This is a genomic window from Thiohalocapsa marina, from assembly GCF_008632335.1.
GTDB lineage: Bacteria > Pseudomonadota > Gammaproteobacteria > Chromatiales > Chromatiaceae > Thiohalocapsa > Thiohalocapsa marina.
Genome location: NZ_VWXX01000006.1, coordinates 68966 through 89713, shown reverse-complemented (window position 1 = coordinate 89713; position 20748 = coordinate 68966). Strand labels below are relative to the sequence as shown.

Genomic DNA, 20748 nt, shown 5'->3' with positions numbered 1-20748 from the left:
GATGCGACCACCCACGGGCTACAGCGGCGAACGGGTCGGTGGCGACGGCGCACCGCGCTGGCTGCTGCTGCATGGACTGACCGGCGAAGGCGCCGACTGGCGGCTGTGGCCCCGGGACGCGCCGCCGGCGCTTGCGCTGGATCTGCCCGGGCATGGGGGCAGTCCGGCGCCGGCGGCCGACTTCGGCGACGAGATCGCGCGACTGCTGTCGGCCTTGCCGGCCAGCGTCGACCACCTGGCGGGATATTCACTGGGGGGCCGGGTGGCCCTGTCGCTGATCGCCGCGGCGCCCCGGCGCTTCCGCGCTGCCATCATCCTCTCGGCACACCCGGGGCTGATGGACGCCGCCGCACGGGACGCACGGCGAGCGGCGGACCGGCGCTGGATCGCGCTGTTGCAGACCGCGGGCATCGAGGCCTTCGTGGATGCCTGGCAGGCGCAGGCGCTGTTCGCCACCCAGCAGCGGCTGCCCGCGTCGGTGCGCCGGGCCCAGCGACAGCGCCGGCTGGCGCAGGATGCCGACGCCCTGGCGCGCAGCCTGGCCTGTTTCGGGCTGGCCGAGATGCCCGACACCCGGCAGGCCCTGGCGCACTGGCCGGGACGACTGGACTGGATCGTCGGCGGCGCGGACCGCAAGTTCGCCACCCTGGCCCGCGAGGTGCAGACACGGCGCCCGGACACCCGGCTGCATGTGCTGCCCGGCATCGGCCACAATCCGCTGCTGGAGGCGCCACGACAGTTGACAACGCTGATCATGTCATTGGCAATACCAATGATAAAGACCTATAAAATCGCCAAAATCGATCAACTGCCACGACCGCACCGAGGACCCTGACACCATGTCGAAGCCTGCCTACGAACACCCCTTCCGCGTCGCCCTGCACGATACCGATGCGGCCGGCGTGCTGTTCTTCGCCCACCTGTTCCGCCGCGCCCATGACGCCTACGAGGCCTGGATGGCGTCGCTGGGGTTTCCGTTGCCGGAGATGATCCGCGAGGGCCGCATCGCGCTGCCGCTGGTACATGCAGAGGCTGACTATCGCCGGCCCCTGCGCCACGGCGACGGCGTCCAGGTGGAGATATCGATCGCTGCGCTGGAGACGTCGCGCTTCAGCATCGACTACCGCTTCCAGACCGAGCAGGGCACCGCGGCGACGGCGCGCACCGTCCATGCCTGCATCCACCCCGGCGAAAAGGGCGCGCGTCCGCTGCCGGAGCCGCTGCACGCCATGCTGCGCGCCTGCCAAGTGAATTAGAGCGCGGTCGGCCCCCTCTCCATCTGCTGCATCGCCAGCGCGCGCAGTGCGGCGCGGTCGAGCTTGCCGGACGCCAGCAGCGGCAGCGCCTCGCAGCGCACGAACAGGCGCGGACGTTGCACGCTCGGCAAGCGTGCGCGGCACCAGTCCTCCACTGCCGCCGGGTCTGCGCGACCGGCGTAACACAAGGCCAGGGTCTGCCCCCAGACGGTGTGCGGGATGCCGACCAGGGCCAGGGCCTGGATGCCCGGCAGGGTCCCCAGACGCGCCTCGACCTCCGCCGGCAGGACCTTTACGCCGCCGATGACCAGCACATCATCGGCCCTGCCCAGCAGCCGGAGCCGGCCGGCCGCATCGACACAGCCCAGGTCCGTCGTCGTCAGCCAGTCCCCGTCCAGGCCGATGCCGGGCCGACGCTCGGGATTGGCATAGCCGGACATCAGCATCGGGCCGCGGATGCGCAGCGGCCGTGGCGCCTCGCCGCAGCGGCCTGCGTCCAGTTCCACGTCGGGCAGGCGCGCGTCGGCGCCGAAGCCCCGGGCGGGCGTTTCCGCATCCGGATCCTGTTCTGGTGAATAACGGGCCGTGACGACCTGCGAGAAGGTCTCGGACATGCCGTAGGTGACCACCACGGGCCAGCCGGCATCCAGGGCCCGCCGGCCGAGGTCGGCGCTCAGAGCCTGCCCGCCCAGCTGCACCACCCGCAGCGATGCCGGCGGTCGCACACCGATCGCCAGCAGCCGCGCCAGCATGGGCGGCACCAGCGACAGGTGCGTGATGGGTTCGCGTTGCAGCTCGGCGGCGACGGCGTCGGCATCGAAGCCCTGTGCCAGCCTCGGCTGCAACCGCAGCGTGGCACCCGCCAGTGCGCAGCGATAGCCGATGGCCAGGCCACCCACATGGTGCGGCTGCAGGCAGCACAGCCACTGGTCCCCCACCCCCAGCCCCAGGCGCCGGTTCACCCGCCGGCAGGAGGCGAGCACCGCCCGCCGGGTCAGCATCGCCACCTTGGGCGTGCCGCTGGAACCGCTGGTCTGGATCAGCACCGCCAGCGGGTCGCCCTGCCAGGGCAAGGCGGTGTTGCGGCCCGTGGGGGCGCCGCCGCCCTCGCCGTCGTCGCCTTCGGACCAGACCCATTCGGCCCCGGTGGTGTGGATCAGCGCCTGCAGGTCGGCCGCCTGCGCCGGCTCGAACAGCCCAGGACGCACCGGCAGCAGCGCCGCGCCGATCTGCGCCAGGGCCTGCTGCAGCACCAGCAGTCCGTAGCCGGGCTCGGCCCGACAGACCAGCACCTGCCCCGGCTTGACGCCCTGCTGAGACAGGCGCCGCGCACGGGCGACGGCAGCCTGCGTCAGGTCGGTGTAGCTCCATTGCCTGCCGGCGTCGATCAGCGCCGGCTGCGGACCAAAGCCGCGGCCGGCGACGCCCGCTATCTCCCCCGTCACGTGAAGGCGTCCTTGTTCTGTGCCTTGGCGCGGGCGTCGGCCTTGGTGACCAGACCGCGCTTGACCAGATCGTCCAGACACTGATCCAGTGTCTGCATGCCGAACGACTGCCCGGTCTGGATAGAGGAGTACATCTGCGCCACCTTGTCCTCGCGGATCAGGTTGCGGATGGCCGGGGTGCCGACCATGATCTCGTGGGCGGCCACCCGCCCGCCGCCCACCTTCTTCAGCAGCGACTGCGAGACCACCGAGCGCAGCGACTCCGACAGCATGGAGCGCACCATGGTCTTCTCCGCGGCCGGGAAGACGTCGACGATACGGTCGATGGTCTTGGCCGCCGAGCTGGTATGCAGGGTGCCGAACACCAGATGGCCGGTCTCGGCGGCGGTGAGCGCAAGGCGAATGGTCTCCAGGTCGCGCATCTCGCCCACCAGGATGATGTCCGGATCCTGGCGCAGCGCCGAGCGCAGCGCCTCGCTGAAGCCCAGGGTGTCCTTGTGCACCTCGCGCTGGTTGATCAGCGAGCGCTTGCTGGTGTGCACGAATTCGATGGGGTCCTCGATGGTGAGGATGTGCGAATAGCTGGTGTCGTTCAGATGGTCGATCATCGCCGCCAGCGTGGTGGACTTGCCGGAACCCGTGGGGCCGGTCACCAGCACCATGCCGCGGGGCACGTCGATGATCCGGGTGAAGATGTCCGGCGCGTTCAGGTCCGCCAGCGACAAGACCTTGGACGGGATGGTGCGGAACACCGCCGCGGCGCCGCGCTTCTGGTTGAACGCATTGACGCGAAAGCGGGCAAGGCCGGGGATCTCGAAGGAGAAGTCCGTCTCCAGGAACTCCTCGTAGTCCTTGCGCTGCTTGTCGTTCATGATGTCGTAGACCAGCGCCAGCACCTCGCGGTGTTCCATGGGCGGTACGTTGACCCGACGAATGTCCCCGTCGACCCGGATCATGGGGGGCAGACCGGCGGACAGATGCAGGTCCGACGATTTGTTCTTGACGCTGAACGCCAGCAGTTCGGCGATGTCCATGAGTGCCTCCGGATCACATGCGCGGCGAGGATTGCCGTTGCCGTATAGCATAGCGTGAAGCGCGATTCACATGGCCGCTGTCGGCCAGCGGGTTGCCGCCTTCGCACCGATTCTGTACCCTCGGCAGGGTTTATGACGCCGTAACCTGTCCCGGCTCAGACCGCTGGCGCCTTGCCGGCTTCGGGCCGGTATCTGGTCAGACAGCTGGCCAGACAATGGGCCCGATACCCGGCCTGCTCCCGTCCCTTTCCCCTGACCGCCGGGCCTTGCCTTGTCGGTTCGCCTGACCCAGGGTTCGCTCCCCCATGAACAGCCTCCGCCAAGACTGGTTTTCCAACGTCCGCAATGATCTGCTCGCCGGCCTGGTGGTCGCGCTGGCGCTGATTCCCGAGGCGATCGCCTTTTCGCTGATCGCCGGCGTCGATCCCAAGGTCGGGCTCTATGCCTCCTTTAGTATCGCGGTGGTGACCGCCTTTGTCGGCGGGCGACCGGGCATGATCTCGGCGGCGACCGCGGCCATGGCGGTGTTGATGGTGGACCTGGTCGCCGATCATGGGCTGCAGTACCTGCTGGCCGCGACCGTACTGACCGGCGTGCTACAGGTCATCGCCGGCTGGCTGCGTCTTGGCAGCCTGATGCGCTTCGTGTCGCGTTCGGTGATCACCGGCTTCGTCAATGCCCTGGCCATCCTGATCTTCATGGCGCAGCTGCCGGAGATCACCGGTGATCGCATGACCTGGGAGGTCTACGCCGTGCTGGCGGCCGGGCTAGGCATCATCTATCTCTTTCCCTACATCACCAAGGCGGTGCCCTCGCCTTTGGTCGCCATCGTGGTGCTGACCATCGTGGTGATGCTGCTGGGGCTGGATATCCGCACCGTCGGCGACATGGGCCAGATGCCGGACAGCCTGCCGGTCTTCCTGCTGCCGGACATCCCGCTGAACTGGGAAACCCTGGCCATCATCTTCCCGGTCTCGGCGACCATGGCGGTGGTGGGGCTGCTGGAATCGATGATGACCGCGACCATCGTCGATGATCTGACCGACTCCAAGAGCAACAAGAACCGCGAGTGCGTGGGGCAGGGCGTGGCCAATGTCGCCACCGGCTTCATGGGCGGCATGGCCGGCTGCGCCATGATCGGCCAGACGGTGATCAACGTGAAATCCGGTGGACGCGGCCGACTGTCGACCCTGACCGCCGGCATCGTGTTGCTGTTGCTGGTGGTCTTTGCCAACGACTGGGTGGCGCAGATCCCGATGGCGGTGCTGGTGGCGGTGATGATCATGGTCTCCATCGGCACCTTCAACTGGGCCTCGCTGCGCAACCTGCGCGAGCACCCGATGGACGCCAATATCGTGATGCTGGCGACCGTGGCGGTGACTGTCTTCACCCACGATCTGGCCCAGGGGGTGCTGGTCGGGGTTTTGCTGTCGGGCTTCTTCTTCGCGCAGAAGGTCGCGCGCATCCTCCATGTGGACTCCACCAGCACCCGCGAGGGGCGTGAGCGGGTCTATCACGTCATCGGCCAGGTCTTCTTCACCTCCGCCGATCAGTTCACCGCCGCCTTCGACTACAAGGAGGTGATCGAGAAGGTGGTCATCGATGTGAGCCGCGCGCATTTCTGGGACATCACCGCCGTGACCGCGCTGGACAAGGTGGTGCTCAAGTTTCGCCGCGAGGGCACCGAGGTCGAGGTCGTCGGTCTGAATCGCGCCAGCGAAACCATGGTCAGTCGCTTCGGGGTACATGACAAGCCCGATGCCGTCACCGATGTCATGGATCATTGAAGGAGCGACCCATGCCGGATCAAAGCCTGCCGAATCAGAAACAACGCCGCGTACTGGCCTGTGTGGACCAGTCGCATTTCGCCGATTTCGTCACCGACACCGCCGCCTGGGCCTCGCGTCGGCTCGGCGCGCCGCTGGAACTGCTGCATGTGCTCAACCGCCAGGTCGAGTTGGGCGCCGGTCAGGATCACAGCGGCGCCATCGGCTTCAATGCCGAGCAGAACCTGCTGACCGAACTCTCGGACCAGGATGCGGCCCGCAGTCGCGCGGCCCGCGAGCAGGGGCGGCTGTTCCTGAACCGGCTGCGTGAGCGCTCGCTGGAACGCGGCGCGCTGTCGCCGGATGTGCGTCAGCGCTACGGCGAACTGGAAGAGACCCTGGTCGAACAGCAGGACTGCGTGCGGCTGTTCGTGCTGGGCCGGCGGGGTGAATCCGCCGAGAGCACCCAGCGCGATCTGGGGCGCAATGTCGAGCGCATGGTGCGGGCGCTGAGCAAGCCGATCCTGGCCGTCACCGATGACTTCTCTGAACCCGAACGGGTCATGATCGCCTTCGATGGCGGCGGCATGACGCGGCGCGGCGTCGAGATGATCGCGCGCAGCCCGCTATTTCGCGGCCTGCCGGTGCATGTGCTCATGGCCGGCAAGCCGCGCCGCGACAGCGAGAAGCAGATGGCCTGGGCGCGCACCAGGCTCGAGGACGCCGACTTCGAGGTCATCACGGCCTCCATCCCCGGCGACACCGAGCGGGTCATTGCCGAGTATGTGCGCAAGGAGTCCATCGACATGCTGCTGATGGGGGCCTACGGCCACTCGCCGCTGCGCAGCCTGCTGTTTGGCAGCAAGACGACGGATCTGTTGCGTTCGTCACCGGTGCCGACACTGCTGTTGCGCTGACCCCATCGGACCCCATTCCCGTTCTTGACGAGTCCCCCCGTCATTCCGGCCGGGAAGCCGGAATCCAGTCCATGGACGGCAACGTCGCTGGAAATCCCGACATGCCGGCATCAGTTTACGCAGGACTAGAAAGGTCCGCATGCCGGCCGGATCAGCACTGCAGCGCGTTCGCGACGGCCGCCGGCCACGACCGGATCGCACCACCGGAGGAGCTCAGCACAATGAATGCCCTGTCTCAGGAGCACTGCGAGGCCTGTCGCGCCGACGCGCCGCAGGTCAGCGACGAGGAACTGGCCGCGCTGATCCGGGAGATCCCGGACTGGGCAGTCGAGGTCCGCGACGGCGTGATGCAACTGGAGCGCCGCTTCGTCTTCCCGGATTTCGCGCAGGCGCTGGACTTCACCCAACGGGTGGGTCAGCTGGCCGAGGACGCGGGCCATCACCCCCGGCTGGTGACCGAATGGGGTTCGGTGGTGGTGACCTGGTGGAGCCACAAGATCCGCGGCCTGCACCGCAACGATTTCATCCTGGCCGCCAGGACCGACAACTGCTTCAACGGCTGATACCCCATGTCCAGACCTGATCCTCGTCCCCTGTTCCATTCCCCAACCCGCCTGCTGGTCGTGCTCCTGCTGTGCTCGCTGGCGGCCGCCACCGCCACGGCGGCCGAGCGCGGTCCGGCCGTGCCGGACGCCGAAGCCCACGAGATCGCGCCCGGCGTCTTCACCCTCTACGGCGACATCAATCCGCCGACGCCGGAGAACCAGGGCTTCATGGCCAATTCCACCTTCATCCTCACCGATGCGGGCGTGGTGGTCATCGACACCGGCTCCAGTGTGCAGGTCGGCGAGATGCTGCTGCGACAGATCCGCGCGCGCACCGACAAGCCGCTGCTGGCGGTGCTCAACACCCATGTGCATGGTGATCACTGGCTGGGCAACCAGGCGATGGTGGCAGATACCCCGGAGGTGCCGATCTACGGCCACCCGCGGATGCTGGAACTGATCGCCCAGGGCGTCGGCGACCAGTGGCTGGACATCATGATGAACGCCACCAACGGCGCCGTTGCCGGCACCGAGCAGGTGCCGCCGACGCAGTCCCTCGACGACGGCGACGCATTGACCCTCGGCGGCCTGACCATCAAGGCCCACCATTACCCCAAGGTCCACTCCACCACGGACCTGATGTTCGAGATCCCGGAGCTGGGCCTGCTGTTCCTCGCGGACAACGCCAACAACGGCCGCATCGTGCGCATGGACGACGGCTCCTTCCGCGGCAGTGTCGAGGCGCTGGAAGACATCCGTACCCGCGTGCCAGCCGCAGAGGTGCTGATCCCAGGCCATGGCCCGGTCGGCGGCTGGGAGATCATCGACGCTTATCTGGCCTATCTGACCGGGCTCCAGACGGCCGTTGCCGAGCTCTACGACCAGGGGCTGAGTGATTTCGAGATGAAGCCCGCCGTCACCGAGCAGCTGGCGGCCTTCCAGGACACGCCGGGCTTCGACATCGAACTCGGCAAGCACATCTCCCTGGTCTATCTGGAGGTGGAGGCGGAGGCCTTCTGAGCCGACGGGTCGCCGGTGGCCGGATGGGTAATCGCATGATCGAGCAGGATAAATATGCCCGTGATCGCACCAGTCAGCAGCGGCAACGCGTCCGTCTTGCCCCCGAGTTCATTGTGGCCATTCGTCGCGCGACTGCCAGACATTTCGGCCCTGACGCACGGGTGCGACTCTTCGGCTCGCGGATCGATCCATCCCGGCGCGGCGGTGACATCGACCTCTACATCGAGCCCACAGAGGATCTGGATGACTTGCTGGGCCGAACGCTGCGAATGAACGCCGAACTACAGATGGAACTGGGTGAGCAGCGCATCGACATCCTGACCAGACGGCGCGATCGGCCATCGCGCCCGATCGACGACGAGGCACTGCGCACGGGGGTCTTGCTGTGAACGCTGACCGAGAGGAACTGATACAGCGGCTTTGGCAGTTGATCGAGCTCGTCGGGCGAGAAGCGTCTCAGCAGATGCGCGGCAACTGCTCCCCGGCCAGCCAGTCGACGATGCGGCTGCCGCCGAAGGCGGTCTCCATCTGCACGAAGCGGTGCGGATCCTCGATCACCTGGCCGATGATGGCGGCATCCCGGCCCTTGGGGTGCGACCGCATGGCCATCAGCAAGGTGTCGGCCCGCTCGGCGGGGCAGATGGCCACCAGCTTGCCCTCGTTGGCGACGTAGAGCGGGTCCAGGCCCAGCAGCTCGCAGGCGGCGGCCACCTCCGGGCGCACGGGGATGGCCGGCTCGTGGATGCGCATGCCCACGCCTGACTGCAACGCCAGCTCGTTCAGCGTGGTCGCCAGGCCGCCGCGGGTGGGGTCGCGCAGGCAGTGGATCTCCGGTACGGCGGCGATCATGGCCGCCACCAGGTCGTGCAGCGCGGCGGTATCCGACGCGATCTCGGTCTCGAAGCCCAGGTTCTCGCGCCGGGACATGATGGCCACGCCGTGATCGCCCAGGCAGCCGCTGACCAGGATGGCGTCGCCGGGGACGGCCCGGTCGCCTGAGATGTCGATACCGTCCGGCACCACGCCAACGCCGGTGGTGGTGATGAAACAGCCGTCGCCCTTGCCCCGCTCCACCACCTTGGTGTCGCCGGTGACCACCGCCACGCCGGCCTCGTTGGCGGCCTGGGCCATGCTGCGGACGATGCGCGCCAGGTCCGCCAGGGGCAGCCCCTCTTCCAGGATGAACCCCGCCGCCAGGTAGAGCGGCCGCGCACCGGACATGGCGACATCGTTGACGGTTCCATGCACGGCCAGGCAGCCGATGTCGCCGCCGGGGAAGAACAGCGGCGCGATCACATGGCCATCGGTGCTGATGGCCAGCCGCCCCGGCGGCGGCTGGAACAGCGCCTGGTCGTTGCCCTGGGCCAGCAACGCGTTGTCCAGGTGGCGACGGAACAGCTCGTCGATGAGCTGGGCCATGGCGCGACCGCCGCTACCGTGGGTCAGGTCGACGCTGCCATGCTCCAGGTCGAGCTGGCCGGTGAAGCGGCGGCGGGTCACGTCCGTTGCGCTCACGGGCTGGCCTCCGCGTTGCTGCCGGCGGCAGCGTCGACATCGCCCCTGATGGCATCGCCGGCACGCCCGTGACGCAGTCGTCCATAACTCCAGTAGGCGGCGCAGGCCCCCTCGGACGACACCATGCAGGCGCCCATGGGATTCTCCGGCGTGCACACGCTGCCGAACAGCTTGCAGTCCGTGGGCTCCAGCAGTCCGCGCAGCACGCTCGGGCATTCGCAGCCCCGGATCTCCCGGCCATTGCCGGTGGCTACCGGAAAGCGTTGCTCCGCATCGAACTCGGCATAGGCATCGGCCACGCGCAGGGCGCTGTGGGGCAAGTGCCCCAGACCGCGCCATTCGAACCGGTCCCTGGGACCGAAGGTCTCGGCCATCAGCGCCTGGGCCCTGGCATTGCCATCGCGGGTCACGGCGCGGGTGTACTGGTTTTCGACCCGGGCGACGCCGGCGTTGATCTGGCGAACCAGCATCAGCGCGCTCTGCATCACGTCCAGCGGCTCGAAGCCGGCGATGACCACCGGCGTGCCGAAACGCGCCGGCACGAACTCGTAGGGCCGGCTGCCGATGATGGTGCTGACATGGCTGGGGCCGAGGATGCCGTCCAGCGCCACTGTTCCGATGTCGCCGTCGCCGCCGTCATTGCCGGAGGCGGCCAGGATGGTCTCCAGCGCCGGCGGCGTCAGCACATGGTTGCAGAACACCGAGAAGTTGCGCAGCCCCTCGGCGCGGGCCTGCTTCAGCGCCACCGCCGTGGGCGGCGTGGTGGTCTCGAAGCCGATGGCGAACAGCACCACCTGCCGCCCCGCCTCGGTGCGGGCGATGGCCAGGGCATCCTGAGTGGAGTAGATCATGCGGATGTCGGCGCCGTCCGCCTTGGCCTTCAGCAGGGTCCGGCGCCCGCTCGCAGGCACCCGCATCAGGTCGCCGTAGGTACAGAGGGTCACGCCGTGCTGTTCCGCCATGGCGATGGCCTGATCGATGCGGGCCATCGGCAGCACGCACACCGGGCAGCCGGGGCCGTGGGCAAAGCGCAGGTTGGGCGGCATCAGGTCCTGCACGCCATAGCGGAAGATGGCATGGGTGTGGCCGCCGCAGAATTCCATCAGCCGGTAGTCCCGCGACGGATCCACCTCCGCGGCGATGGTGGCGGCAAGCCGCCGCGCCAGCGCACCGTCGCGGAATTCGTCGATGTATCTCATGGCCAGCGTCTCCTCATCGGCACCGTTGTCGGCATCCTGCGGCGTCGGGCGTGGCGCCGGGTACCGTCAGGCCTCAGGCGCGGCCTCGGCATCCTGCGGCGTCGGGCGTGGCGCCGGGTACCGTCAGGCCCCGGGCGCGGCCTCGGCATCCAGCGCGCCCGCCTCGCGGATCAGCGCCAGCGTGCGTTCGGCCTCCTGCGGGCTGATCCGGTTCAGGGCGTAGCCCACATGCACCAGCACATAATCGCCGACGGCGACGTCTTCCACCAGTGCCACGGACACCGATTTGCGCACGCCGCCGAGGGAGACGGTGGCGCTGTCCGTGGCCGGATCGAGGTCCAGGATCTGGGCAGGGATGGCAAGACACATGGCAGCAGGCTCCGGGGCAGCGATCGAGATCGATTCCTGATTGCAGACGCGTGTTCGGTTGTTGCGGGTTAAGGTCGAACACCAATGGTATCTGGCTGAGCGTTCAGCTCACCGACAACGTGAAATCCACACAGGGATCGACGGCGATGCAATACAGCGTCGCCTGTAGCCGCAGTGCCGGATCTTCCGGGTCCAGGGCGGCAAGGCCGGCAGCGACCACGCCCCGCGGATGGAAATTCCATTCCGTCGGCGCCAGGATGCGCCAGCTTCGCACTTGGGCCTCTTCGATTGCAACCCGATGCACCAGCAGACCCCGGGCGGCCTGCACCACTCCGACGCCAGCGCTCAAGCCAGAACTCATGTCAGAACTCGCGTCAGAAATGGGGCCAACACCCGCATCAGCGCCCACGGCAGTGCGCCCGCTATCGGTCTCAGCGGCCGACGCAGCGCCGGCAGAGGTCTCCAGCCAGCCCGGTATCGGTCCCGAGTTTGCCAATGTCGTTGCAACCTCCGCCAGTTCCACCAGCAACGCAGCCAGCCTTGGCAGCAAGCCGTTACCATAACGGGTGGTCAGCTCGGCCACCAACGGCTGTTTTCGGCAGCGCGCGAAGGGCGTCGTCTCCAGCGCCGGCCCGTCCGCCGTCGGCGGCCAGCAAGGTGCCGCGACGAATGCCGCAGCATCGGCAGCGGACAACGGCACCGACAGCGCTTCGGCGGACAAGGCCGGCAGCACGCCGATCCCATTGCGCCCCAGCCCCGCAAGACCGCGCTTGAGCAACGTGCGTACCAGGACCGCCGCGCCGGTGTTCGTCACACCCGACCAGGCCATGAGCCCTGCAGCGGAGTCCGTTCGCTCCAGCCATCGCCGGGCGTCCATGCCGAAGATGCGCCCCGAGGCCAACGCTGCCAGCGCAGCTGAGGCGTTTTCGGCCTGCGCCGAAGCCTGCCCGGCCTCCAGGGAACCCGGTCGGTCATCGGTGCCAGGCCTGAAGGGATCGCCCTCTGCGGTCAGCGCCCCGCGCAGGCTCCGGTAGGCGCGCATGACCAGCGCCATCGACGCCGCATCGGCCCCCAGGTCCAGCGCGGCGGGCCAATCCAGCAGCAGCCGCCAGAAATGCTCCTTCGCCGTCTCCGCCGCCAGCAACCACTGCCGTCGCCGCTGCGCGCCCGCCGACGCCGCAAGCCCCATCGCCGCCTCGCAGGCCAAGGCCCCGGCCTGGGCCTGAGCCGTGGCGCAAACGCTGTACAAGGTCGGCAGTTGCGCCGTTGCCGCAAGCACAGTCTTGTCGGCAAAGACGCCCGCCGCGGTCACCGGGCGGCTGGAGCGGATCGCCACCCAAACCCTGTCCCGATGGCGCGTCAAGGCGATGTCGAGTTTGCCGCCAAAATCAGTCATGCTGCTCACCTGCGCGCTGCTCCTCAGCCCACCTCGGCGGCAACCGGACCCCCTGCTGTCACCAACGCATCCTACATCGCATCGTCGCTCTGCACGAACTGCCAAGCCCCTACTCTGCCTGTGTTTTCCACGCCCGTCTTGAACACCCGATGACCTCCGCGCGCTCACAGCGAATCCCCCCGGAAGCACGCTCGTAGGATAATGCTGATCTTTGGCCCGGCCCGGATCAGGGAGGCCAAGAGATCAGCGTCTCCCTAGAGGGACAGCGCCGTTGTGTGATCGGCTGACATGTGCTAGCGTTCCCGGGCAATCAATAATGTATTCGGTTTTCATTCCTTTCGTGTTCAAATCGCCCCTTGGGTCGATGGGAAAAGATCCGCGTCACCGAGATGCCGCAGCAGGGACTGGATAAGGTAGGACTGGGGATGCTGATCGAGATGCACGAACCAACGGGGCTCGCGCGAGCGCGGGCATGGGTGGATGCCGAGGCGCCGATCCTGTGGCTGCTCGGCAAGACGCAGGCGGGTAAGACCAGCATCGTCGCTGAACTGACCGGCCAGGGGCATGATGAGGTTGGTCGCGGTTATCTGCCGATGACCAAGGAGAGCCGGCTCTATGCCTTCCCTGCGCAGCAGCCCGTGCTGCGTTTTCTCGATACCCGCGGACTTGCCGATTGCGCCGGCTATGATGCGACGAATGAACTTGCCCAGGCCCAGGAACAGGCACATCTGCTGCTGATCGTGGTACGCGCCGATGATCTCGATCTCGCTGAGATCATCGAGGTTGCGGCGCAAGCGCGCCGACAACGCAAGACACTGCCGCTGCTCGTTGCTCAAACCGGTCTGCACCGGCGCTACGGCAAGCATGATCGCCATGCCGAGCCCTATCCCTTTGACGGCACTGATGCGGACGCCCGTCGCGCGGGCGTGCCGCATGAACTCAGTCAGGCCTTGGTTGCCCAGCGCCAACTGTTCGCGCGCATCAAGGGCGAGCCGCCGGTTTTCGTACCCCTGGACTTCACCCGGCCGGAGCAGGGGGTGGCGCCGACCGACTATGGCGCCGATCGGCTCTGGGATCTGCTCGAGCAGATCTTGCCCGGCGTCTCGGCGCGCTTGCGCGCCGATCCCGCGGCCACGGGTGCGATTCGGGCGAGGATCATCCTGCCCTGGTCGCTGGCGGCGGCGGCCGCGAACGCGGTGCCGGTGCCGGTGGCCGGAGGCATGGTCTCGGCCAGCATGCAGGCGGCGATGGTCGCCAACATCGCCCATCGCTTGGGTTGCGCGGGGGATTGGAAACGGCTCTGGGCAGAGTTGGTGGGCGCGCTTGGCTCGGGCTTCTTACTCGCCTTTGGCGGCAGCTGGAGCGCGCAGCAGGTGCTCAAGCTCGGCCTCGGTTGGGGCAGCGCGATCGTCGCCTCCTGGACCTTTGCGATCACCTGGGCGATCGGTGAGGTGGGCCTTTATTACTTCAGTGCCAAGCTGGCCGGCGAGGAGCCAGACCAGGCCGCCTTGCGCGAGCGCTATCGGCAGGCGCTGCGCGAGGCGCGAGGTCGCCACAAGACCCTCAAACAACAGGCACGCCAGGCTGATGACCACTAAGCCAACCCCATCCCTGTGGAGCGCGCTGCGCCATCACCACCGCCGCCAGCTGGCGCTGCTCGGGCTGATCGCGCTGCTGATCCTGATCCCCTGGATCATCGGCATGGGGGCGGGGGTCTGGCTGATCGTGCAACAGGGCTGGGCCTGGTATTGGTGGAGCGGAAGCCTGTTGTTGCTGGCGCTGGCGTTGCTGTTGCTGCGCCACCTGTCGCGGAGCACCGCGTCACCGATGCGGCATGAAGCGCTCGCCTCGCCGGGCGCCTCGGAGGCCGAGCAGGAGGCGAGGCAACGACTGCGCGCTCGCGTCGAGGACATCGAGGCGCGGCCCGCCGAGGTCTGGCGGCAGCCCAACGCGGCCTCGACGCTGCTGCTGGGGGCGCTGCAGGATGTCGCCGAGGCCTATTCGCCAGGCGATGCGGTGGCGCTGTGGCGTTTCACCCTGCCCGAGCTGCTGTTGATGCTGGAAGATGTCAGCCGGCGGTTGCGCCAGACCCTGGTCGCGGAGGTTCCGCTGCTGCGCCATCTCGAGCTGTCCTGGGTCATGCTGGGACTGGGCTTGAGCGGGACGCTGGGCAAGTGGATGGGCGTGGTTCGGCTACTGAAATGGGTGAATCCGACCGCCGCCATGACCACGGAGTTGCGTGGGCGGGTGATCGACCAGGCGCTCGATGGACTGAGCGTTCACGCCAAGGCGCAGATTGCGGTGGTCCTGGTCGAACAGGTCGGTGAGTCCGCCATCAGGCTCTACGCCGGTGGCTATCGGCGCCGGATCGAGGAGCTGCCGGCAACCGCCCCGATCCCCGAGGCCGACGGGCCATCAGCGCCGCTGACGGTGCTCATTGCCGGTCGCCGCAACGCCGGCAAATCGGCGTTGCTGAATGCCCTGCTGGGGGACGCGCGCGAACCGGTTGGGCTGCTGACCGCGGCCACCGATGGCTGTCGTGCCTACGCCTTCCAGGCAGAGCAGACCGGCGACTTGGTACTGGTCGATTGCCCGGGGGTTGATCCAAGCGCGGAGGCCGGGCGGCGCCAGCCTTGGCTCGCCCAGGCCGCGAAGAGTGACTTGGTGCTCTGGGTGACGGCCGCCAATCAGGCCGATCGAGCCGCAGACCAAGCAGCGCTGGCCGCGCTCGATGCGCTGACGCAGCAGGACCGGACGCAACGGCGGATTCCGCGGGTCCTGGTGCTGACCCATGCCGATCAACTGGACCCGCCGCGGGAATGGCAGCCGCCCTATGACCTGGCGACCGGACAGCGCCTGAAAGAGCGGCAGATGCGCCAGGCGCGCGACGCCGCCTGCCAGCAGCTGGCATGCCCCGCGCACCAGGCAACGCTGATCGCGATCCGTCCAGGCGAGCCGATCTGGAATCGCGACGGGCTCTACCAGGCGATTCGCGAACTGCTGCCCGAAGCGCAACAGAAGCAACTCGAGCGCGGCATGGCCAAGGATGGCTGGTTCAAGCGCGCTGCCGATACGGTCACCAGCGTACCGGCCGTGGTCGACAAGACCCGTGGATTGGTGAAGAAAACGCTGGCCGGCAGCGCCAGCGCGATGCTCAAGCGCTGGACATCGCGCGACTGAGTTCGACCAATGCTCAGTACGCTGCCGGCGCAACTGTCGCCCGATCAACGCCCCACCGAGGGCCGCAGATCGACAGAACCGGGCCGGGAATGCGATCCGGCCATGCGTGGACGGACACAAAAGCGATCTAGGTTGATGTTCGCACTGAAGAAGACGCTGGAAAACGAACGCTGATCAACTCCAGTCCATTCAGGGCAAGCAACGCGGCGCAGACACCGAGTCCCTGATCCTTCAAGCGATGCTGGAATGTGCCGTCATGGGTCCCGCCGCAGGAACAGGACGGGCTGCGCCAATGCCCAACAAAACGCTTGACGCCCAGGCACTTCGCCACATGCGTCACGGCATGGCTGCACCTTCGGGAGACGCCGATCAGTCGTCGTCAGCCTCGCGTTCCGGCATGGCGAGGCTCGCACACCGATGCACAAGAACGGTTGCAAAAATAATAAATGCGACTTATTCTTATCTGCGTTCAAATAATCTGGTCGATGTCAGACGCAGCTGCAGCCGTCGCGCGGAGCGCAAGGCCATGACCGACTGGCCACGCCAGGCGATGAGCCCAACCATGCGCATGCGAGACAGACGGCCTTCGTGCCACCCAGACAACGCAGGAGAACGACCATGACCCGTTCCGCACTGATCGTCGGCGCCTTGCTCACTGGTCTGTTGCTGCAGCCGTGGTCACACCCCGCCACGGCCCAGGCTCAGGCTCAGGCCATGACAGAGGACAGCAGCCGCCACCGCGATGAGGCACACACCCGCTTCGGGCAGCGCGGCGCGCCAAGCGCGCTCGACATCAGCAACCAGTCCCCGAGTCCATCCATCGCCGCAGCCCAGGGGGGCGAGGTGGGTACGCCCCTGTCTGCACGTGCGACCATCTTCGCCTGACGGCACGCGTCCGGACAGGTCTCAGCACAGGTCGGCTCGACCTCCGGGCAACGGAGGTGGAACCTGAGCCGCCACGAACGCAGTCCCGCCAGATCAACAGCGTCGTCATGGGCCGAAAAGTCGACGGTCCATGGCAGCGCCCGGCCATACGGCGCCTGGGGATACACCACCTCGTAGAAGATGCGGACGTCTCCCACCTGCGGTGACGCGGCGTCCTCCCCCACGTAGAATTCCCCCCTGGTCCACCGGGCGTTTGCCTCCAGCGGCGCGATCGCGACCAATGCCTGGGGGTGCTTATCGCCAATGATCATCAATTCTCGGCCACAGCTTGAGCGGGTTGGCACTCTCCTCGACGGCAACAATCGCTGATAAGGAAACGCTGGTTTATTCAGCATTTCCCGTGCGGGGCAGGAGGCCCTGCCATTTTTAGCGGCGCACGCCGCTGAAAATGTAGCGATTCGGAAACCGCGTTTGCGAATCGCGTGCTGATTTCTGGCCAGGATGGCCAATCAATCAGCGTCTCCATAAGCCACCGATTCATCACGGGACGCACGCATGTTATCGCACCAACAACTCGCCGAACTGAGACACCCGTTGCGCTTCGAGGCACACCTGGCGGGCCGTCCATTGCGATTCGAATCCACTTGGGGGCTGTTCTCGCCGCGCGAGATCGACGAGGGTACGCGGCTGCTGTTGCAGCATGTTGAGGTTGCCGCGGACGCGGATTGTCTGGACCTGGGCTGCGGTTACGGGCCCATCGGCCTGACCCTGGCGGCGCTGGCGCCCGCAGGACAGACGCTGCTGGTGGACAAGGACTTTGTTGCCGTGGACTTCGCCAACCGCAATGCCGCGCTGAACCAGCTTGGCAACGCCCACGCCCAACTCAGCAACGGCTTCGAGCAGGTGGACCCGGACCGGCGCTTCGATCTGATCGCCAGCAACATTCCGGCCAAGGTCGGCAAGGAACTGCTGTCACTGCTGCTGCACGACGCCCATGCGCGGCTGAAACCCGGTGGACACCTTTATGTGGTGACCATCAATGGTCTGCGCCAGTTCATGAAACGCAACCTGACCGAGGTGTTCGGCAACTACGACAAGCTCAAGCAGGGCAGCCACTACACCGTGGCCGTGGCCCGGCGGGAGGCGACTGCCGAGCGGTGACCCAAACGGGATTGGGATCGGGAATCAGTCTTCCGCCGGCTCGTCGTCCCAGAAGAAGGCCTCGTCGTCCGCGGCGGATGGCGGGTTGCCGTCGTGCACCAGGTATTCGCGGCGCTGCAGGAAGGCGTCGCGCACGAAGGCATAGCGATCCAGGGCCGCCTCATCCAGGATCTCTTCGGCGTCGAGCAGGTCGGCGCGATGGTCCACCAGCCGCAATGACACCAGTCCCCAGTAGACCTTGTCCTCGCTGATGCTGAACAGTGGATCCAGCGCCACGTCGCCGGCCAGGCCGAAGGTGTCGCGCACACTGCTGGGGCCGAGAACCGGGATGACAAAGAAGGGACCGGAACCGAAGCCCCAGTAGCCCAGGGTCTGGCCGAAGTCTTCCTTGTAGCTGGACAGACCGAGGTTGGAGGCCACGTCGAACAGGCCGAGCACGCCCGCTGTTGTGTTAACGGCAAACCGGCCGAGGTCGCTGCCGGCGCGTGACAGCTTGAACTGCAGGACGTTGTTGACGGCAGAGGTCAGGTCCGACAGGTTGCTGAAGAAGTTGGTGATGCTGCGGTCGACGGGCTCGGGAGTGATGGCGCGGTAGCCCTTGGCGGCGGGCTTGATGAAGGCGTTGTCGAAGTCGGTGTTGAACTTGAACATCGCCCGGTTGTACGCCTGCCAGGGGTCTCGCGGGTCGCGGTATTCCTTGGGCACGGTACTGCAGCCGGTAACGATCAGCGCCAACGACAGGATACCGACTAGACGGCTGAGCTTCATAGACATGCGCTTGGTCTCGACTCCAGGCTGCCCGCGGACAGAGGCAAGCTGATATTAACACAGGACCCCGCGCCCGGAGACACCGGTCTGCGCGATCGCATCCATCGGGCTCAATAGATCCGCTCCACGGCCACCCCCGCCGCCTGCAGACGCTGCAGCAGCCCGCCAGACCCCGTCATATGCAGCGCGCCGACTGCGATGAAGGCGCCTCCGCGCTGCAGCAGCGGCATGATCCGCTCGGCCATGCGGCGGTTGCGCACATCCAGCAACTGCGTCTGCAGGTAGGCCGCCACCGCCGGATCGCCATGCTGCATCTGGCGCTTGCCGATGTCCGCCAGCGCGGCCAGGTCCCGCGCCAGGTAGGCCGCCACCAGGGCATCGAAGATGGCCGGCATCTGCTCCAGCGAGGCCAGGGTCTCGCGCAGCAGCGTCACCTGTTGTTCGGGCGCCAGTTGCGCAAACACCTGCATCTGCTCGTCCACGCGCTCCAGCGCGGACACCGGCTGCTCTGCGGCCTGGGCGCGTCGATACAGATGCAAGTCGAGGATTTCGCCGCTGTCGGACTCCGGCAGGCTCAGCAGCAGCACCACGCCCCAGGGCCAGAACTGCCGCCCTACCGATGCCGGCAGGCCGCGGGCGGCCAGCGCCGCCAGGGTGTCCGCGTACAGGTCCGGCGGCAGGGCATCCTCCAGCGTCTGCACGCCTTCATAGCGCATGGCCGCCATGGAGCGGGCCGCAGCCTCGGCATCCGGCACCACCTCAAGCACCAAGGTGCGTGCGCCGGCCAAGGCATCGAGCACGGCTTCCGGCACGTCCAGCACCCGCGGATCGTCGCTGTGAATGGTGCCGAACAGCCAGCTCGGCGCGCCACCGGGCGGCTGCAGCCGATACAGCAGACCCTGATCGAAGCCATCGGCATCAGCCGCTCGGGCGCCCAGAACGGCGAGCGGGGCCAGCAGCAGGACTGCGAACAGGAATAGCCCGACCATGTACGCGGCCGACAATCCGCTCGGCAACCTGACCGGCAACCGTCGGCACAGGGCCCACGGCGACAGCCAAGGGCAGCATCCGCGACGCTGCATCGGATGGGCTGTCGCCCTGCGCGGCAAGAAAGTGGCTGCTATCCCGGGCGTGTTCACGCGCCTACGATACCATCTCCGCCCCGGACGCTTCACGCCGCAACCACTGCCGGCGCATTTGGCATTTCGCGCCGGCGCTCTTATGCTGGCGACATGCAGACAGACGACACCTCACCACCGGCCATCGCCGCGCGCTTTCGCGGCTTTCTCCCCGTCGTCATCGACGTGGAGACCGCCGGATTCGATCCGCAACGCCACGCATTGCTGGAGATTGCCGCCGTGGTCATCCGCATGGATGCCGACGGCTGGCTCACCCCCGGACCCACCCACGCCTGTCACGTGCTGCCCTTCGTCGGCGCCGAGATGGACGCCCGCGCCCTGGCCTTCAACAAGATCGATCCGCATCACCCGTTTCGCGACGCGGTCTCCGAGCGCGACGCCCTCAACCGCATCCTGACGCCGATCCGCAAGACCATGACCGCCCAGCGCTGCAATCGCGCCATCCTGGTGGGGCACAATGCGCATTTCGATCTTGGCTTCATCAAGGCGGCGGTGGAACGCACCGGCTACAAGCGCAATCCGTTTCATGCCTTCAGCGTGTTCGATACGGTATCGCTGGCGGGGCTGATGTATGGCCAGACGGTGCTGGCCAAGGCGAGCAAGGCGGCAGGCCTGGCGTGGGATGACGCCGAGGCCCACTCCGCCATCTACGATGCGGAACAGACAGCCGCGTTGTTCTGCACCATCGTGAATCGCTGGCGGGCGCTGGAGATGGGCGATGTCTGCCCGGCCTCGATTGCCTGAGTGGTTGCAGCGGCGCGCCAGGGGCCCGTTCGGGGGCGCCCGTTCGGACGCCCCGGCGGGACTGCTCAGGAGTCAGCAGACTTGGCTGCAGCGGTCTCCATCATGGTCTTCAGCTCGCCGCTGGCCTGCAGCTCCAGCGTGATGTCACAGCCGCCGACCAGTTCACCGTCGATATAGATCTGCGGAAAGGTGGGCCAGTCGGCATAGCGGGGCAGGTTTTCGAAGATCTCGGGGTCCTGCAGCACGTTGACGTAGGCGAACGGGATGCCGGACTCGCCGAGTGCCTGGGCCGCGCGCATCGAGAACCCGCATTGGGGCATCTGCGGCGTGCCCTTCATGTAGATCACCACGGGGTTGTTCTTGACCTGCTGGTCGATCCGCTCGAGTACGTCCATCCGGAACCTCAACC

The 20748-nt window shown here is 67.2% G+C and carries 21 protein-coding genes; 12 read left to right on the top strand and 9 right to left on the bottom strand.

The features are described 5' to 3' along the window. Nucleotide 1 precedes the first annotated feature (1 nt). Both F2Q65_RS06580 and F2Q65_RS06575 read left to right on the top strand, forming a co-directional pair. A complete protein-coding gene (locus F2Q65_RS06580) occupies nucleotides 2–835 on the top strand; it encodes an alpha/beta fold hydrolase (RefSeq protein ID WP_150091648.1) in 834 nt (277 codons plus the stop codon). A 4-nt stretch (nucleotides 836–839) separates the two neighbouring features. Next, nucleotides 840–1256, top strand: coding sequence for an acyl-CoA thioesterase (locus tag F2Q65_RS06575; RefSeq protein WP_150091646.1), 417 nt, complete (start codon nucleotides 840–842; stop codon nucleotides 1254–1256). Here the strand turns inward: F2Q65_RS06575 and F2Q65_RS06570 are convergent. Both F2Q65_RS06570 and F2Q65_RS06565 read right to left on the bottom strand, forming a co-directional pair. Further along, nucleotides 1253–2701, bottom strand: coding sequence for a class I adenylate-forming enzyme family protein (locus tag F2Q65_RS06570; protein ID WP_170265566.1), 1449 nt, complete (start codon nucleotides 2699–2701; stop codon nucleotides 1253–1255). The two genes, F2Q65_RS06575 and F2Q65_RS06570, sit on opposite strands and share 4 nt — an antisense overlap. After that, nucleotides 2698–3735, bottom strand: coding sequence for a type IV pilus twitching motility protein PilT (locus F2Q65_RS06565; RefSeq protein ID WP_150091642.1), 1038 nt, complete (start codon nucleotides 3733–3735; stop codon nucleotides 2698–2700). Before F2Q65_RS06565 ends, F2Q65_RS06570 begins: the two co-directional genes overlap by 4 nt. A 305-nt stretch (nucleotides 3736–4040) precedes the next feature. Here F2Q65_RS06565 and F2Q65_RS06560 point away from each other — a divergent pair, with 305 nt between their 5' ends. The 5 genes from F2Q65_RS06560 (at nucleotide 4041) to F2Q65_RS06540 (ending at nucleotide 8372) form a co-directional block, all read left to right on the top strand. Next, entirely contained in the window at nucleotides 4041–5522 is a 1482-nt protein-coding gene (locus F2Q65_RS06560; protein ID WP_150091640.1) for a SulP family inorganic anion transporter, read from the top strand. Nucleotides 5523–5533: 11 nt separating this feature from the next. After that, complete coding sequence (locus F2Q65_RS06555) at nucleotides 5534–6418, top strand: universal stress protein (protein WP_150091638.1); 885 nt, start codon at nucleotides 5534–5536, stop codon at nucleotides 6416–6418. A gap of 221 nt (nucleotides 6419–6639) precedes the next feature. Next, a complete protein-coding gene (locus tag F2Q65_RS06550; RefSeq protein ID WP_150091636.1) occupies nucleotides 6640–6981 on the top strand; it encodes a 4a-hydroxytetrahydrobiopterin dehydratase in 342 nt (113 codons plus the stop codon). A gap of 6 nt (nucleotides 6982–6987) precedes the next feature. Next, nucleotides 6988–7983, top strand: coding sequence for an MBL fold metallo-hydrolase (locus tag F2Q65_RS06545; protein WP_150091634.1), 996 nt, complete (start codon nucleotides 6988–6990; stop codon nucleotides 7981–7983). 35 nt (nucleotides 7984–8018) lie between these two features. Further along, nucleotides 8019–8372: a glycosyltransferase family protein gene (locus F2Q65_RS06540; RefSeq protein WP_150091632.1), complete on the top strand. Its 354-nt coding sequence runs from the start codon at nucleotides 8019–8021 to the stop codon at nucleotides 8370–8372. Nucleotides 8373–8439: 67 nt separating this feature from the next. On the opposite strand, the gene hypE is transcribed toward F2Q65_RS06540, so the two are convergent. From hypE to F2Q65_RS06520, 4 genes are all read right to left on the bottom strand, one after another. After that, nucleotides 8440–9498, bottom strand: coding sequence for a hydrogenase expression/formation protein HypE (hypE, locus tag F2Q65_RS06535; protein ID WP_281291002.1), 1059 nt, complete (start codon nucleotides 9496–9498; stop codon nucleotides 8440–8442). Further along, complete coding sequence (hypD, locus tag F2Q65_RS06530) at nucleotides 9495–10697, bottom strand: hydrogenase formation protein HypD (RefSeq protein ID WP_150091630.1); 1203 nt, start codon at nucleotides 10695–10697, stop codon at nucleotides 9495–9497. The genes hypE and hypD overlap by 4 nt, the downstream gene beginning before the upstream one ends. A gap of 123 nt (nucleotides 10698–10820) precedes the next feature. Beyond that, nucleotides 10821–11066 carry a HypC/HybG/HupF family hydrogenase formation chaperone gene (locus tag F2Q65_RS06525; protein WP_150091628.1) on the bottom strand — a complete coding sequence of 82 codons (246 nt, stop codon included), beginning with the start codon at nucleotides 11064–11066 and terminating at the stop codon, nucleotides 10821–10823. 103 nt (nucleotides 11067–11169) lie between these two features. Further along, entirely contained in the window at nucleotides 11170–12462 is a 1293-nt protein-coding gene (locus F2Q65_RS06520; RefSeq protein WP_150091626.1) for a nickel-dependent hydrogenase large subunit, read from the bottom strand. 425 nt (nucleotides 12463–12887) lie between these two features. Between F2Q65_RS06520 and F2Q65_RS06515 the strand changes: the two genes are divergently transcribed. The 4 genes from F2Q65_RS06515 (at nucleotide 12888) to F2Q65_RS06495 (ending at nucleotide 17688) form a co-directional block, all read left to right on the top strand. Beyond that, the gene (locus F2Q65_RS06515; RefSeq protein ID WP_246156024.1) at nucleotides 12888–14060 is read left to right on the top strand and encodes a GTPase; all 1173 of its coding nucleotides are present in this window, start codon (nucleotides 12888–12890) and stop codon (nucleotides 14058–14060) included. After that, nucleotides 14050–15642 carry a GTPase family protein gene (locus F2Q65_RS06510; RefSeq protein ID WP_150091624.1) on the top strand — a complete coding sequence of 531 codons (1593 nt, stop codon included), beginning with the start codon at nucleotides 14050–14052 and terminating at the stop codon, nucleotides 15640–15642. The genes F2Q65_RS06515 and F2Q65_RS06510 overlap by 11 nt, the downstream gene beginning before the upstream one ends. 618 nt (nucleotides 15643–16260) lie before the next feature. Continuing rightward, complete coding sequence (locus F2Q65_RS06500; RefSeq protein ID WP_150091622.1) at nucleotides 16261–16527, top strand: hypothetical protein; 267 nt, start codon at nucleotides 16261–16263, stop codon at nucleotides 16525–16527. 555 nt (nucleotides 16528–17082) lie between these two features. Beyond that, the gene (locus F2Q65_RS06495) at nucleotides 17083–17688 is read left to right on the top strand and encodes a class I SAM-dependent methyltransferase (protein ID WP_150091620.1); all 606 of its coding nucleotides are present in this window, start codon (nucleotides 17083–17085) and stop codon (nucleotides 17686–17688) included. 24 nt (nucleotides 17689–17712) lie between these two features. Here the strand turns inward: F2Q65_RS06495 and F2Q65_RS06490 are convergent, their stop codons facing one another. Beyond that, entirely contained in the window at nucleotides 17713–18462 is a 750-nt protein-coding gene (locus F2Q65_RS06490) for an MlaA family lipoprotein (protein ID WP_150091618.1), read from the bottom strand. Nucleotides 18463–18566: 104 nt separating this feature from the next. Then, a complete protein-coding gene (locus F2Q65_RS06485; RefSeq protein WP_170265564.1) occupies nucleotides 18567–19445 on the bottom strand; it encodes a TraB/GumN family protein in 879 nt (292 codons plus the stop codon). A 243-nt stretch (nucleotides 19446–19688) separates the two neighbouring features. On the opposite strand from F2Q65_RS06485, the gene rnt reads away from it, so the two are divergent. After that, entirely contained in the window at nucleotides 19689–20339 is a 651-nt protein-coding gene (rnt, locus tag F2Q65_RS06480) for a ribonuclease T (RefSeq protein ID WP_150091614.1), read from the top strand. A gap of 65 nt (nucleotides 20340–20404) precedes the next feature. Here the strand turns inward: rnt and grxD are convergent, their stop codons facing one another. After that, a complete protein-coding gene (gene grxD, locus F2Q65_RS06475; RefSeq protein ID WP_150091612.1) occupies nucleotides 20405–20734 on the bottom strand; it encodes a Grx4 family monothiol glutaredoxin in 330 nt (109 codons plus the stop codon). Nucleotides 20735–20748: the final 14 nt, after the last annotated feature.